General features: G+C 69.8%; 13 protein-coding genes, 1 pseudogene and 1 riboswitch. Of the genes and pseudogenes, 8 read left to right on the plus strand and 6 right to left on the minus strand.

Annotated elements, in window-relative coordinates; all coding sequences use genetic code 11:
• Positions 1 to 9: 9 nt before the first annotated feature.
• The 3 genes from AC067Z_RS24430 to AC067Z_RS24440 all read right to left on the minus strand — a co-directional run bounded on the left by AC067Z_RS24430 (position 10) and on the right by AC067Z_RS24440 (position 2165).
• On the minus strand, positions 10 to 1533 hold the full coding sequence (locus AC067Z_RS24430) for a hypothetical protein (protein WP_478791716.1): 1524 nt from the start codon (positions 1531 to 1533) through the stop codon (positions 10 to 12).
• Positions 1534 to 1755: 222 nt separating this feature from the next.
• Entirely contained in the window at positions 1756 to 1977 is a 222-nt protein-coding gene (locus tag AC067Z_RS24435; protein WP_478791717.1) for a helix-turn-helix transcriptional regulator, read from the minus strand.
• Positions 1974 to 2165, minus strand: a complete 192-nt coding sequence (locus AC067Z_RS24440; protein ID WP_478791718.1) for a helix-turn-helix transcriptional regulator — start codon at positions 2163 to 2165, stop codon at positions 1974 to 1976. Before AC067Z_RS24440 ends, AC067Z_RS24435 begins: the two co-directional genes overlap by 4 nt.
• A gap of 142 nt (positions 2166 to 2307) precedes the next feature.
• Here AC067Z_RS24440 and AC067Z_RS24445 point away from each other — a divergent pair, with 142 nt between their 5' ends.
• The 5 genes from AC067Z_RS24445 (at position 2308) to AC067Z_RS24465 (ending at position 6080) form a co-directional block, all read left to right on the plus strand.
• Positions 2308 to 2799, plus strand: coding sequence for a helix-turn-helix domain-containing protein (locus AC067Z_RS24445; protein ID WP_478791719.1), 492 nt, complete (start codon positions 2308 to 2310; stop codon positions 2797 to 2799).
• A complete protein-coding gene (locus AC067Z_RS24450) occupies positions 2792 to 3991 on the plus strand; it encodes a site-specific integrase (protein WP_478791720.1) in 1200 nt (399 codons plus the stop codon). Before AC067Z_RS24445 ends, AC067Z_RS24450 begins: the two co-directional genes overlap by 8 nt.
• 157 nt (positions 3992 to 4148) lie before the next feature.
• A complete protein-coding gene (locus tag AC067Z_RS24455; RefSeq protein ID WP_478791721.1) occupies positions 4149 to 4784 on the plus strand; it encodes an ATP-dependent Clp protease proteolytic subunit in 636 nt (211 codons plus the stop codon).
• 6 nt (positions 4785 to 4790) lie between these two features.
• Positions 4791 to 5099, plus strand: a complete 309-nt coding sequence (locus AC067Z_RS24460) for a hypothetical protein (RefSeq protein WP_478791722.1) — start codon at positions 4791 to 4793, stop codon at positions 5097 to 5099.
• A 328-nt stretch (positions 5100 to 5427) separates the two neighbouring features.
• A riboswitch (cyclic di-AMP (ydaO/yuaA leader) is annotated at positions 5428 to 5600 on the plus strand.
• Positions 5601 to 5603: 3 nt separating this feature from the next.
• A complete protein-coding gene (locus AC067Z_RS24465) occupies positions 5604 to 6080 on the plus strand; it encodes a C40 family peptidase (protein ID WP_478791723.1) in 477 nt (158 codons plus the stop codon).
• An 81-nt stretch (positions 6081 to 6161) separates the two neighbouring features.
• Here the strand turns inward: AC067Z_RS24465 and AC067Z_RS24470 are convergent, their stop codons facing one another.
• Positions 6162 to 6794, minus strand: coding sequence for a LysE family translocator (locus AC067Z_RS24470; RefSeq protein ID WP_478791724.1), 633 nt, complete (start codon positions 6792 to 6794; stop codon positions 6162 to 6164).
• 98 nt (positions 6795 to 6892) lie between these two features.
• Between AC067Z_RS24470 and AC067Z_RS24475 the strand changes: the two are divergent.
• Positions 6893 to 7829, plus strand: a pseudogene (locus tag AC067Z_RS24475) (LysR family transcriptional regulator).
• An 18-nt stretch (positions 7830 to 7847) separates the two neighbouring features.
• On the opposite strand, the gene AC067Z_RS24480 reads toward AC067Z_RS24475, so the two are convergent.
• Together AC067Z_RS24480 and AC067Z_RS24485 are read right to left on the minus strand one after the other, a co-directional pair.
• Complete coding sequence (locus tag AC067Z_RS24480; protein ID WP_478791725.1) at positions 7848 to 8279, minus strand: ATP-binding protein; 432 nt, start codon at positions 8277 to 8279, stop codon at positions 7848 to 7850.
• Positions 8280 to 8602: 323 nt separating this feature from the next.
• On the minus strand, positions 8603 to 9757 hold the full coding sequence (locus AC067Z_RS24485; protein ID WP_478791726.1) for an 8-amino-7-oxononanoate synthase: 1155 nt from the start codon (positions 9755 to 9757) through the stop codon (positions 8603 to 8605).
• 146 nt (positions 9758 to 9903) lie between these two features.
• Between AC067Z_RS24485 and bioB the strand changes: the two genes are divergently transcribed.
• Positions 9904 to 11079 carry a biotin synthase BioB gene (gene bioB, locus AC067Z_RS24490; RefSeq protein ID WP_478791727.1) on the plus strand — a complete coding sequence of 392 codons (1176 nt, stop codon included), beginning with the start codon at positions 9904 to 9906 and terminating at the stop codon, positions 11077 to 11079.
• On the plus strand, positions 11072 to 12361 hold the full coding sequence (locus tag AC067Z_RS24495) for an adenosylmethionine--8-amino-7-oxononanoate transaminase (protein WP_478791728.1): 1290 nt from the start codon (positions 11072 to 11074) through the stop codon (positions 12359 to 12361). Before bioB ends, AC067Z_RS24495 begins: the two co-directional genes overlap by 8 nt.
• Positions 12362 to 12413: the final 52 nt, after the last annotated feature.

Raw genomic sequence — 12413 nt, forward strand, 5'->3', positions numbered from 1 at the left:
GGTCTCCTCTCAGAACCGCAGTGCCGGGTGGCAGCGGTTGCACATGGTGGGTTCGCCGTCCTCGAGGCGGGTGCGGCTGTACTCGTCACAGTCGGGGTCTCCGCAGTGGGGGACGCGGTCGGCGCCGCCGGGCCGGGTGCCGTTCGAGACTTGCTCGCCGATCCGGTCCCAGCCCTCGTTGCTGTACGGCTTGTGGCCGCGGGGGCTGGTCTTGGCGTCGTGCTCGGCCTGCAGGCGCCGGCCGACGTCAAGGGCCTGCTGCACGCGGATGTCGGATGTGGCGGGCTTGAAGTAGCTACTGGGGAGGTGCTCTCGCTCCTCCGGTCGGAACGAGTTGCTGAGCGCCATCCATCCGGCGACGCGCTCGTCCGTTCCTGCGCCGCTCCAGTCGCCCCCCGAAACCATGCGGGTCTGTGCGCGATCCATGGCGCGGTCCCACACGCCCCCGTCGCTGCTGTCTTTCATGCCGACGACGGACGGGTGGCAGTCGGGGCACGGCTCCCCGTTCCGCATCCGCAGCCGCATGTTGCTCTGTGCGGCCTCGCGGTAGGTGTCGTAGCACTCGGCGCACGGGGGCGGGAAGGACGGAGCAGCAGTAATAGGAGTCGGAGGCTCCGGGAGCTCGTCCTCCTTCAGCCGATGGGCGTACACGGCGGCCGGGTTGCGCACGCTCGGATCGTCGCTGACGTCGAGGTAGCGGCGGAGACCGTCCTCGGTCCACCCGGCTGCGAACGCAGCGCTTACGCGCATGTTCAGTCCGCGGGTGCGCTTCGACCCCGGAGGCTTGCCGCGGTAGTCGAGACTGCGCACGAACGTGCTAGCCCGGCTCGGCTGGGGGCGGTCGTTGTTGCTGATCTCTTCAAAGGAATCATCCCCTCCGCCTCCTCCTCCCTCGATCACCACGCCTTCGAGGACTTCCGACTCGACCTCAGCCACGGAGGAGGAGGAGGGAGAGTCCTTAGGAGAAGAACAAGGAGAGACAAGAGATGGGGACCCAACCACGGTTGGGCCTTCACCCACCACGGTTGGGCCTTCACCCACCACGGTTGGGCCTTCACCCACCACGGTTGGGCCTTGGTCTCCTTCTTCGGACATAGGCCCAACCACCGTTGGGTCTATAGGGCCAACCACGGTTGGGCCTTGCTCGGACGGAGCAGCAGTAGCCACCCCCTCGTTGCTGAAGGTGTCGACGATGGCCGGGACGTCGAAGTCAGGCACCCGGAACTGCATTGCGTAGCCCGGTACGGCGTACAGCGGACGTCCGTCCTTGCCCTTACCGATCGGCAGACGGAACTCCCAGCCGGCCACGGAGAGGCGGCGCAGCATCTCGCGGACACTCAGCTCGTCCTTCGCTGCCGTCCAGCGCACCAGGTCGGCCAGGCGCGCCTTGCTCCTGCGGCCCTTGACGGCGTCGTAGTTCCACTCGTCGTCCCATCGGGCGTCGTCGGCGAGCTCAAGAGCTACGGCCCGCTGCAGGCCCTTGATGTCCGGCCCGAGCGCTTCACGCAGCTGGCGGCGCAGCTCACTGCCCATGGCCCCCTCCTTCGGTACGGGTGGGCAGGTCGACTTGCTGGCCGTCGATGCAGTGGCGCCACCAGCCGGGCCGGCCAGGGATTGCGATGGGCGGCCAGCCGGGAGTGGCCCGCACCTCCCGGCGGCCCTGGGGCTGCGCTACGGTGGCGTCGAGCCCACCGCCCACAGCGAGGCTTTTCTGAAACGCCCCGGATTCGGCCCGGGGCGTTTCTGCGTTCGTCGTCATGCGGCTACGTCCTCCTCTCCGGAGAGCACTCGGATGAGGTGGGCCGTGATGACGACGGGGCGCTGCCCGAAGGTGAGCACCTTGACGGGTGATTCGCCGCGCTTGATGAGGTCGTACAGCTTCGTCTTGCTGCAGCCGAGGGCAAGTGCGGCCTGCGGCACCGAGACGGTGGCCGGCCAGGTGCGCACATCGGCGAGCGTGGGCGGGGTTTGTGTCATGCGGCATCCCGCACCCGGTGGCCGAGGTAGGCGTCTACGGCTGCGCGGCTGTATCGGACACTCCCCCGCGTGCCGGGCAGCTTGATGTAGCTGGGCCCGATGCCCTGGTAGCGCCAGTTGGCGAGCGTTCCGACGGTGACGCGGAGCTCTGCCGCGACCTCCGGCGGCTTAAGCCATTCGATCTTCACTACAACTCCTGTCGAGATTTTCTCGATGGGGACTTGCATCATGACGTGATGTTCCGTGATGATGTGAGAGTACCGACCGAGACAGAAACCCGCAAGATCCTGGATCACGTCGAGATAATCTCGACTAATACCATCCGGGATCATGACGACAGGACGCATTGAGTTGGGATCCAACGGACGAGCAGTAGCCGCGAACGTGGCGCGCCTGCGTAAGGCGAAGGGGCTGAGCCTTCGGGCCCTCTCTGACGCCCTAGGCAAGATCGGCCGCGGCCTCAGCGCGGATGCCCTGAACAAGATCGAGAACGGCGCCGCCACGGATGCGAAGCAGATCCGGCGCGTAGACGTCGATGACCTGGTGGCTCTCGCCGTGGTCCTCGGGGTCTCCCCCGTAACCCTGCTGCTCCCGGCGGATGCGCGTACTGACGTCGAAATCACAGGCGCCGGCCCCGTCGACGGCCGCCTCGCATGGCAGTGGGCATGGTGCAACGAACCGCTCTCGCTGCCGGAAGGCGAAGAAGAGGCGGAGCGGGCGCACACGGAGTTCCTGCTGAACTCCCGCCCTATCGGTCTCTTCACCAGCCAGGGCGACGACCGGATCCCTGGGCATATCCGGAGGGGAGGTAGCGATGGCTGACCCGATCAAGAAGGTGACGCTGCAGAGCGGGAAGGTCCGCTATCGCTTCGTCATCGACGCCGGCCGGGACGCCGACGGGAAGCGCAAGCAGGTCACGGTGACGATGGACACGCTGAAGGAGGCCCGCGACGAGTTGGCCCGGATGCGTCACGAACGTCGTACCGGACAGCTGATCCTCCCCAGCAAGATGACCGTCTCCCAGCTGCTCGACGCCTACATGGAGAGCAAGCGGGGTGACCTCGAGGAGTCCACGCTCGTCGGCTACCGCAACGCGCTGGTACACGTGTACGACCAGCTCGGGCACATCCGGCTGCAAGAGCTCACCGAGGATCAGGTCGAGGAGTTCGTGGGGTGGCTACTGACGGGCGCCAGGCGCCGCGGGGGCGAGAAGGGCACGGGTATCCGCCCGTCGACCGCTGACGGCGTCCTCGGACGCCTGCGGGCTGCGCTCCGACTGGCCGTGCGTCGCCGCCTGGTGGCCCGCAACGTCGCCGAGTACGTGGCCGTCCCCCGTATGGCCCGCAAGGCGGACCGTCGGGAGAACCAGCGTCAGAAGCCGTGGGGCGAGGCGGAGGTGAAGGCGTTCGTCGTCGGCATCCGCGACGACCGGATGTTCGCACCGCTGCTGCTCGGGCTGATGGGCCTGCGCCCTGCCGAGGTAGCCGGCCTCCGCTGGGAGGACATCGACTTCGAGGCAGGCGTCCTGTCGGTGGCGAACACCCGCACGATGATCGGGAACGCCCGGGTCCTGGAGAAGGACACGAAGAGTGAGGCGGGCGAGCGCACACTCCCCCTGCCGGAGCCGGTCCGCCTGGCGCTCCTGCAGTCGCAGGTTCTGCACGAGGCAGAGAAGGCAGCAATGGGCTCGTACTACCTGGAGTCGGGGTACGTGTTCGTCGACCTGCTCGGGCAGGCGATGAGCACCCGGCAGCTGCGGGAGCACGCGTACAGCCTCATGGCCAAGCTCGGGCTGCGGAAGGTGCGCCTGTACGACGCGCGCCACAGCTGCCTGACGTTCCTGGCGAACAGCGGCATCCCGGACCACATCCTCGCCGCGTGGGCCGGCCATACGAACGCGTCCTTCACGAAGCGCGTGTACGTCCATCCCACGGCCGCAGACATGGGCGAAGCCGTGGTCCATCTGAACGCTCTGCTTGGTGTCGGCGACGGGGCTCCTGAAGCCCCGATGTGAGACATCGTGAGATATTCACTCTCACGCTGAGAGTGAAATAGCCCCTGACCTGTAGCTTTCCTCGGATCCGTAGGCCATGCTCCCCATCATAACGGCCTGTACATCCTGTACATTTTTTACAGATGGACAGTGCCACGGACCTGAGGAGAGGTACGTCATGACCCGCCCTGCCGCCCGCTACGTCCTGCCGGAGTTCACCGAACGCACCAGCACGGGAACCCGCACTCTCGACCCGTACTCCAAGCTGCTCGGCGAGCGGATCGTCTTCCTCGGCACCGCCGTCGACGACACCTCCGCGAACGACGTGATCGCACAGCTGCTGCACCTCGAATACGCGGCCCCCGACCAGGACATCTGCCTGTACATCAACTCGCCGGGCGGCTCGATCAGCGCGATGACGGCGATCTACGACACCCTGCAGGTCGTCACCTGCGACATCGCCACCACCTGCCTCGGGCAGGCCGCTTCGACCGCCGCCGTACTGCTCGCGGCCGGCACCCCCGGCAAGCGCATGGCACTGCCGGGCGCCCGCATCGTCGTCCAGCAGCCCGCCGTCGAGGAGCCGTTGCGCGGCCAGCCCTCCGATCTGGAGATCCACGCCGCGGAGTTGCTGCGTCTGCGCGAACAGCTCGCCGCGATGCTGGTGCGCCACACCGGCCAGGACGCCGAGCGCATCGCCGCCGATCTGGAGCGGGACAAGATCTTCGACGCACAGGCGGCGAAGGCGTACGGCCTGATCGATCACGTCATCGAGAGCCGCAAGGCTTCGTCGGCAGCGCCCGGCGGGCGGTGACCCACGATGCTGCCGCCCGAGATGCCGCCGCTGCCCGCCCTGACCCGCGCCGAGGCCGAGTTCATCGACCGCTTTCTCGAAGTGGTCGATCTGGTGGGGCGCATCAACCCGGCCCGCGCCACGCACACGTACGGCGCGCTGCGTGCGGCACAGGCCCTGGTCGGGCGTGCCGCCGCCCTGAAGGACGCCCTGACTCTCATGCACATGCGCGGCGAGAGCGAGGTGTACGCGGACACGCTCGCCGAAGCACTGCGCATCCTGGACGGGGAACGCCGGGCGAACCGGGTGACCATGCCGTCCGTGCCGACAAGTTGACGATCGATCCGCTCTGTCAACCGCCGACGGGGTAACGGTGTTCGTACCCCGTTCGGTGGAGTTCGGGCGAAGTTGTTGCGTGTCGCAGGACTTGCGCGGCGAGACCACCGATTTGGCGGCATCGGCGGGCTACGCCGCTGGTACGACCATGATTCCGCGTCAGGCGAATGGGCCTCCAACGCCCCTGCCCACCCGAACAGATCAGTCGTGATTGCCTTCACAAAAGCCGTTTCAACTCGGAAATCGGACACGCGTGGGTCAGGATCCGTGGGACGACAAGCCCCCGCCACCTTGACGGGGCGGTCCGAGCGGACGCTGAGTCCTGCCGCCGCATCGGATGCCTGGTCGACAGAAGTGCATCGGCAGGAGTGGAGGACCCGAGCAGTACGGGGCGACCGGTGATCCCGGTCCTCTCTTGGGGTGAAGCCGCTTCGGCGGCCGGGCGTCTTCGCCGGTCCGAACCCGACAGGTCATCCTTCACAGGCGGCTGACGAAGGGTTGCGCATGACTGCGCAGACGCATCTCCCGCTCCTGTTCTCACGCGCGGGCGCCGTTTCGGCACTGACCATGGCCGTCTTCGGCGGCACGCTCGTGGCTCCTGGCGCCACCACCCCGGGCCATGCCATCACCAGCCACGCGAGCAAGGCACTCCAAGTCGCGGAATCGAAGAAGGGATCGCCGTACAGATACGGCGGGACGGGCCCGTCGAGCTTCGACTGTTCCGGACTGACTCTCTATTCGTACAAGGAGGCGGGCAAGCAGCTGCCCCGCACCGCCCAGCAGCAGTACAACCGCACCCAGCATGTCTCCGCCGCCGATCGGGAACGCGGTGACCTGGTCTTCTTCCACGCGGGCGGGCTCGTCTACCACGTGGGCATCTACGCCGGCCATGGACAGATCTGGCATTCGCCCAAGACGGGCGACGTGGTGCGGCTGGTCAAGATCTGGACGAGCAAGGTGTACTACGGCCGCGTGGACTGACACCCCGACAGACGCTGTTCCCCAGCGGTGGTGACAGCAATTGATCGGCCGTCAACGTCGAACGGCCGCTCGACCTCCACGTCAGTGGGCGAGCGGCTGGACCAGCAGGGTCGCGCCGAGCGCGGTGAGCGCGCCGCCCGTGACGCCTTCCACGGCACGCGTGGTGCGCGGCCTGCGCAGCCATCGGCCGAGCCGGTCGACCAGCAGTGCCACCGCCGGGAACCAGACCAGTGCGAGCACGACCACGATGGTGGCGAGCAGGAGCGTGCGCGGCAGGACCGCCGCGCCGTCCGGCACGAACTGCGGCAGGAGGCTGAGGAAGAGCACCGGCGCCTTGGGGTTGAGCACGTTGGTGAGAAAGCCCCGGCGCAGGCTGAGTGCGGCACCGCCGGCGGACCGGCCCTCGTCGGCACCGGTCTCGTCGGCGAGCGGGCGCAGCGCGGAACGCACCGCACGGATGCCCAGCCACAGCACATAGGCGCCGCCCGCGATCTGCAACGTCCGGTACAGCGCGGGCACCGCCACCAGCACCGCGGCAAGCCCTGCCACGGCCAGCGCGGTGTGGACGACCAGTCCGCCCGCCACCCCGACCGCGCAGGCAACCCCTGCCCGCCGCGAGGCGAGCGCGCTGCGTACGACCACGGTGAAATCGGCACCCGGCATGGCGACCATGCCCGCGGCGACCCCGATGAATGCGACCAGGTGTGCGTCCATGGCTTCCATCGTGACGGCGCGCAGGCCTTAACGTGTGCTTGCAATCTTCTGGGTCTGCCCAAAGCAATGCTTAAGGCTGCCGACGCTCGAGGGGTGCCATGTACGACCCGACACGGCTGGCGGCCCTGGTCGCGGTGGCGGAGGCCGGTTCGATCACCCGTGCCGCCGCACGCCTCGGCTACACCGCCCCTGCGCTCTCCCAGCAGCTGGCCAAGCTGGAACGGGAAGCGGGTGCCCCACTGCTGGTACGGCACCACCGCGGGGCCCGGCTGACGGCCGCGGGCGAGCTGCTCGCGGAGCGGGCCCGCCGCGTGCTGGACGAGATGGACCGGGCACGGCACGAACTGGCCCGGCTGTCCGGACTGTCGGGGGGACGGCTACGGGTGGGGACGTTCACCACCGTCGGCGTCCATCTGCTGCCACCGGTGCTCAGCGCCTTCCGCCGTGCCCATCCGGACGTGGAGCTGACCGTGGCCGAGTACGAGCCGCCGGCAGGGGTCGCCGCGGTGGCGACCGGCGAGGTGGATCTGGCGCTGACGCACGCCTATGAACCGGCCGAACCCGCGCCTCTGCCGCCGGGCGTGGCCGTGGAACCGCTGCTGGTGGAGGAGCTGGTGCTGATCACGGCCCCCGGGCATGCGCTGGGCGGGCGGCTCGGGCCGGCTGCCGGTGAGCGCGCTCGCGGGGCAGCCGCTGATCAGCAGCGCTCCGTCGCATCCGCCGCGCAAGGGCGTGGAGGGTGCGCTGGCGCAGGCCGGCGCGACACCGGCCGTGGTGTGCGAGTCGCCCGGTTACGCGCTCGTGTGCGCCCTGGTGAGTGCCGGGATCGGTGTGGCGGTGGTGCCGGAGATGGTGGCCGCGATGTCGGCGACGCCATTGCAGGTACGGCAGTTGGAGCCAACCTCGTTCCGCAGGACGATCTCCGTGGTGCACCGGGGCGAGGAGTCCGGCCCGGCGGCGCAGTCACTGAGGGCACTGCTGCGCGGCTCGTTCGGACGCGCCGGGCAGCAGACCGCGGGCGCCCGGCCGTTGTGACAGCACGGACGCGCTGGTTCAGCTCTGCACGGGGACCGACCACGGCAGGGCGATCCAGACGGTCTTGCCGCCCTCGTCGGTGGGGGTGACGGACAGCCGTCCGCCGTACTGCGCCGTGAGGCTGCGGATGATGACCATGCCCCGGCCGTTGTCCTGGCGGACCGCGGCGGGCAGGCGACGCGGCCAGCGCGGATGACTGTCGGTGACACCGATGCGCAGCTGTTCGTCCCGTTCGAGACACAGGTCGAGGGTGAAGGTCGGCGACTGGCCGAGGGTGTGCTGCACGGCGTTGGTGGCCAGTTCGGAGACGATGAGGCGCACCGTGTCGACGGCGTCGGCACCGTCGGGCATCCCCCATCCGCGGACGACGTCGGTGGCGTATCTCCGGGCGGCCGGGACCGAGGCCGGATCGCTCGGCAGAGTGACGGATGCTTCTTGACGGTCTGCCATGGCGACGCTGCCCCTTTCCCACCGGGCCGGGCTCCGACTCGTAGCGGATGACACACGAGGACGGCCGCGGATTGTGCTTCTGCGTCAGACTGCCACCTTGCACAGGACGCGGTCGGCGATCCACCGGATAGGCTCATATCTATCGCTCAAAGCGGTGAACTCTGCGACGAGAGAGCGTATTTGGGGCGGTCCGGACCTCCCCGGCACACGCTCACGAACCGGCCGCGGTCACGCGGCGGGTGGTGTCCGTGGACGCGACGGCGTCAGCGGAGGGCGCGGCGCCGGGAAGGCCGTCGGCACCTCGTCGGCATCGGGCAGCACCGTCACCGGGCGGGCGCCGTGCCGAGGATCGTCGCAACAGCCATGTCGATCTGCCCGGCGGTGAGGTCGGCGCGCGCGGTGAGCCGGATCCGGGAGATGCCGTCCGGTACGGACGGCGGCCGGAAACAGCCCACGACGAGACCCGCCGCACGGCAGTCCGCCGCCCATCGCAGCGCCGCCTCGGGCGAGGGGGCCCGGACGGACACCACCGCCGCGTCGGGCCGCGCCGCGGTCAGACCCGCGCCGGTCAGCCGCCGGTGCAGCTCGGCGGCGACGTCCCGGGCGCGCTCCGCGAGCTGCGGCTCGCGGCGCAGGAGCCGCAGGCTCGCGAGTGCCCCACCCGCCGCAGCGGGCGCGAGGCCCGTGTCGAAGATGAAGGTCCTGGCGGTGTTGATCAGGTGCTCGATCACGCGGGCGGGGCCGAGGACCGCGCCGCCCTGGCTGCCGAGGGACTTGGACAACGTGAGCGTGGCGACGACGCCGGCAGTTCCGGCGAGGCCCGCGGCGTGGAGTGCGCCGCGGCCGCCGTCGCCGAGCACGCCCAAGCCGTGGGCGTCGTCGACGAGCAGCGCGGCAGCGTGCTCCCGGCAGGCAGCCGCGAGAGCGGGCAGCGGCGCGGCGTCGCCGTCGACCGAGAACACCGAGTCGGTGACGGCGAGGGCCCGCCGGCCGGGGTGGGCGTCGAGCGTCTTGCGCACGGCGTCGGGCGCGGCGTGCGACACGACCGCGATCTCGGCGCGGGAGAGCCGGCAGCCGTCGACGATGGAGGCGTGGTTGGACGCGTCGGAGACGACGATCGCGTCGCGGCCGCTGAGAGCGGTGACCGCGGCAAGGTTCGCGGCGTATCCGGAGGACAGGACGAGGGCCGCCTCGAATCCGCAGAAGTCGGCCAGTTCGCGTTCGAGCTCCGTGTGGAGGGCGGTGGTTCCGGTGACGAGCCGGGAGCCGGTGGCGCCGGCTCCCCAGCTGCGTGCCGCGTCGGCGGCGGCCGCGGTGACCTCGGGGTGGCGGGTCAGGCCCAGATAGTCGTTGCTCGCGAGATCGAGGGCGGCGGAGTCGGCCTCGCGCGGCCGGAGCGTGCGGACGAGGCCCGCGCGCTCACGGCGGCGCGCCTCGTCGTCGATCCAGGCGAAAGGATCGTGAGGGGCCTGCGGCATGAGAGCTCCGGTCCTTTTGTAGGCAGCGCACAGACCCTAACCGGGTCTGTCCAAGGATCGGATGTGGCCATGCACACACCTCAAACAGCCGCTGTTGTGGAGTTCCTCCTTGGCCCGAGCCCGTGCCGTACGTCAGGATCAGCGCCATGGATCTGCTGAACACGCTGGTGGAGAAGGGGCTGCGGCGCGAGCTGCCGACCCGTGAAGAAGCGCTCGCCGTGCTGGCGACCTCCGACGACGATCTGCTCGATGTGGTGGCCGCGGCCGGCAAGGTGCGCCGCCAGTGGTTCGGACGGCGGGTGAAGCTCAACTATCTGGTCAACCTGAAGTCGGGCCTGTGTCCCGAGGACTGCTCGTACTGTTCCCAGCGGCTCGGCTCGAAGGCGGAGATCCTCAAGTACACCTGGCTCAAGCCGGACGAGGCGTCCGACGCCGCGGCCGCGGGTGTGGCGGGCGGCGCCAAGCGGGTGTGCCTCGTCGCGAGCGGGCGCGGTCCCACCGACCGCGACGTCGACCGGGTCTCGAAGACGATCGCGGCGATCAAGGAGCAGAACGAGGACGTCGAGGTCTGCGCCTGCCTCGGGCTGCTCTCCGACGGCCAGGCCGAGCGGCTGCGCGAAGCGGGCGCGGATGCGTACAACCACAACCTCAACACGTCCGAGGGGACGTACGGGGACATCACGACCACGCACACCTACGCCGACCGTGTGGACACGGTGAACAAGGCGCATGACGCCGGCCTGTCCGCGTGCTCGGGTCTGATCGCCGGCATGGGCGAGAGCGACAAGGACCTGGTCGACGTCGTCTTCGCGCTGCGCGAGCTGGACCCGGACTCGGTGCCGGTGAACTTCCTGATCCCCTTCGAGGGCACGCCGCTGGCCAAGGAGTGGAACCTGACGCCGCAGCGTGCGCTGCGCATCCTCGCGATGGTGCGTTTCGTGTGCCCCGATGTCGAGGTACGCCTCGCGGGCGGGCGCGAGGTGCACCTGCGCACGCTCCAGCCGCTGGCGCTGCACCTGGCCAACTCGATCTTCCTCGGCGACTATCTGACCAGCGAGGGCCAGGCCGGCAAGGCCGACCTGGAGATGATCGCGGACGCCGGATTCGAGGTGGAGGGCGCGGACACCACCACGCTGCCGGAGCACCGCGCCGCGAGCGGCGGCTGCGGATCGGTGTGCGGCGAAGGATCGGGCGGCTGCTCGGACGAGGCCCCGCAGGCGGAGACGACGGCCGCGGAGGCGACCGAGGTACCGGCTGCCCGTACGGATCTGGTCGCTGTGCGCCGCCGTGGCGCGGGCACGGATCTCGCGCCCAATGCCTGAGTTCTCACCGGGCGAGCTGCGCGCACTGGACCGGGCCCATGTCTGGCATCCGTACGGGCCCATGCCCGGCCGTACGGATCCGCTGGTCGTCGAGTCCGCCTCCGGGGTGCGGCTCAGGCTGGCCGAAGAGGTCCATGGACAGCGTGAGTTGATCGACGGCATGTCGTCGTGGTGGTCGGCCGTCCACGGCTACAACCACCCCGTCCTCAACGAGGCGGCGACGGCTCAGCTGGGTCGGATGAGCCATGTGATGTTCGGCGGGCTCACCCATGAGCCCGCCGTGCGGCTGGCGACACGTCTGGTGGAGATCACGCCGGAGCCGCTTCGGCATGTCTTTCTGTGCGACTCGGGCTCGGTGTCGGTCGAGGTCGCGGTCAAGATGTGCCTGCAGTACTGGCGCTCGGTGGGCCGCCCGGCCAAGCAGCGACTGCTGACATGGCGCGGCGGCTACCACGGCGACACCTGGCAGCCGATGGCCGTGTGCGACCCCGATGGCGGTATGCACCAGTTGTGGCAGGGAGTCCTGCCACAACAGATCTTCGCCGACGCTCCGCCGGCCGAGTACGACGAGTCCTACGCGGACGGTCTGCGCGCCCTGATCGCCCGGCACGCCGAGGAGCTGGCCGCGGTGATCGTGGAGCCGGTGGTGCAGGGCGCGGGCGGCATGCGGTTCCACGCCCCCGAGTATCTGCGGGTGCTGCGCGAGGCGTGCGACGAGTTCGGGGTGCTGCTGGTCTTCGACGAGATCGCGACCGGCTTCGGCCGCACGGGCACGCTGTTCGCGGCGGAGCACGCGGGTGTGGCGCCGGACGTGATGTGCCTGGGCAAGGCGCTGACCGGTGGTTACCTGACGATGGCGGCGACGTTGTGCACCTCTCGGGTCGCCGACGGGATCTCGCGCGGCGAGGTGCCTGTGCTCGCCCACGGGCCGACGTTCATGGGCAACCCCCTCGCCGCTGCGGTGGCGTGCGCCTCGATCGATCTGCTGCTCGGACAGGACTGGCAGCAGGAGGTCAAGCGCCTGGAGGCCGGGCTGCGGGACGGGCTGGCACCGGCGGCGGAGCTGCCGGGTGTGCGGGACGTGCGGGTACTGGGCGGCATCGGCGTCGTCCAGCTGGACCACGAGGTCGACATGGCGGCGGCGACGGCCGCCGCGGTGCGCGAGGGCGTGTGGTTGCGGCCCTTCCGCGACCTCGTGTACACGATGCCGCCGTATGTGACGGGCGACGACGACCTGGCGCGCGTGTGCCGTGCGGTGGCCGCCGCCGCGGCGGCGGGCTGAAACGGGCCGGCCGCAGGCCCGCATCCTGGAGTGGGAACGAACGAAAGAGGCG

It is taken from the genome of Streptomyces sp. NPDC043812 (assembly GCF_056436245.1).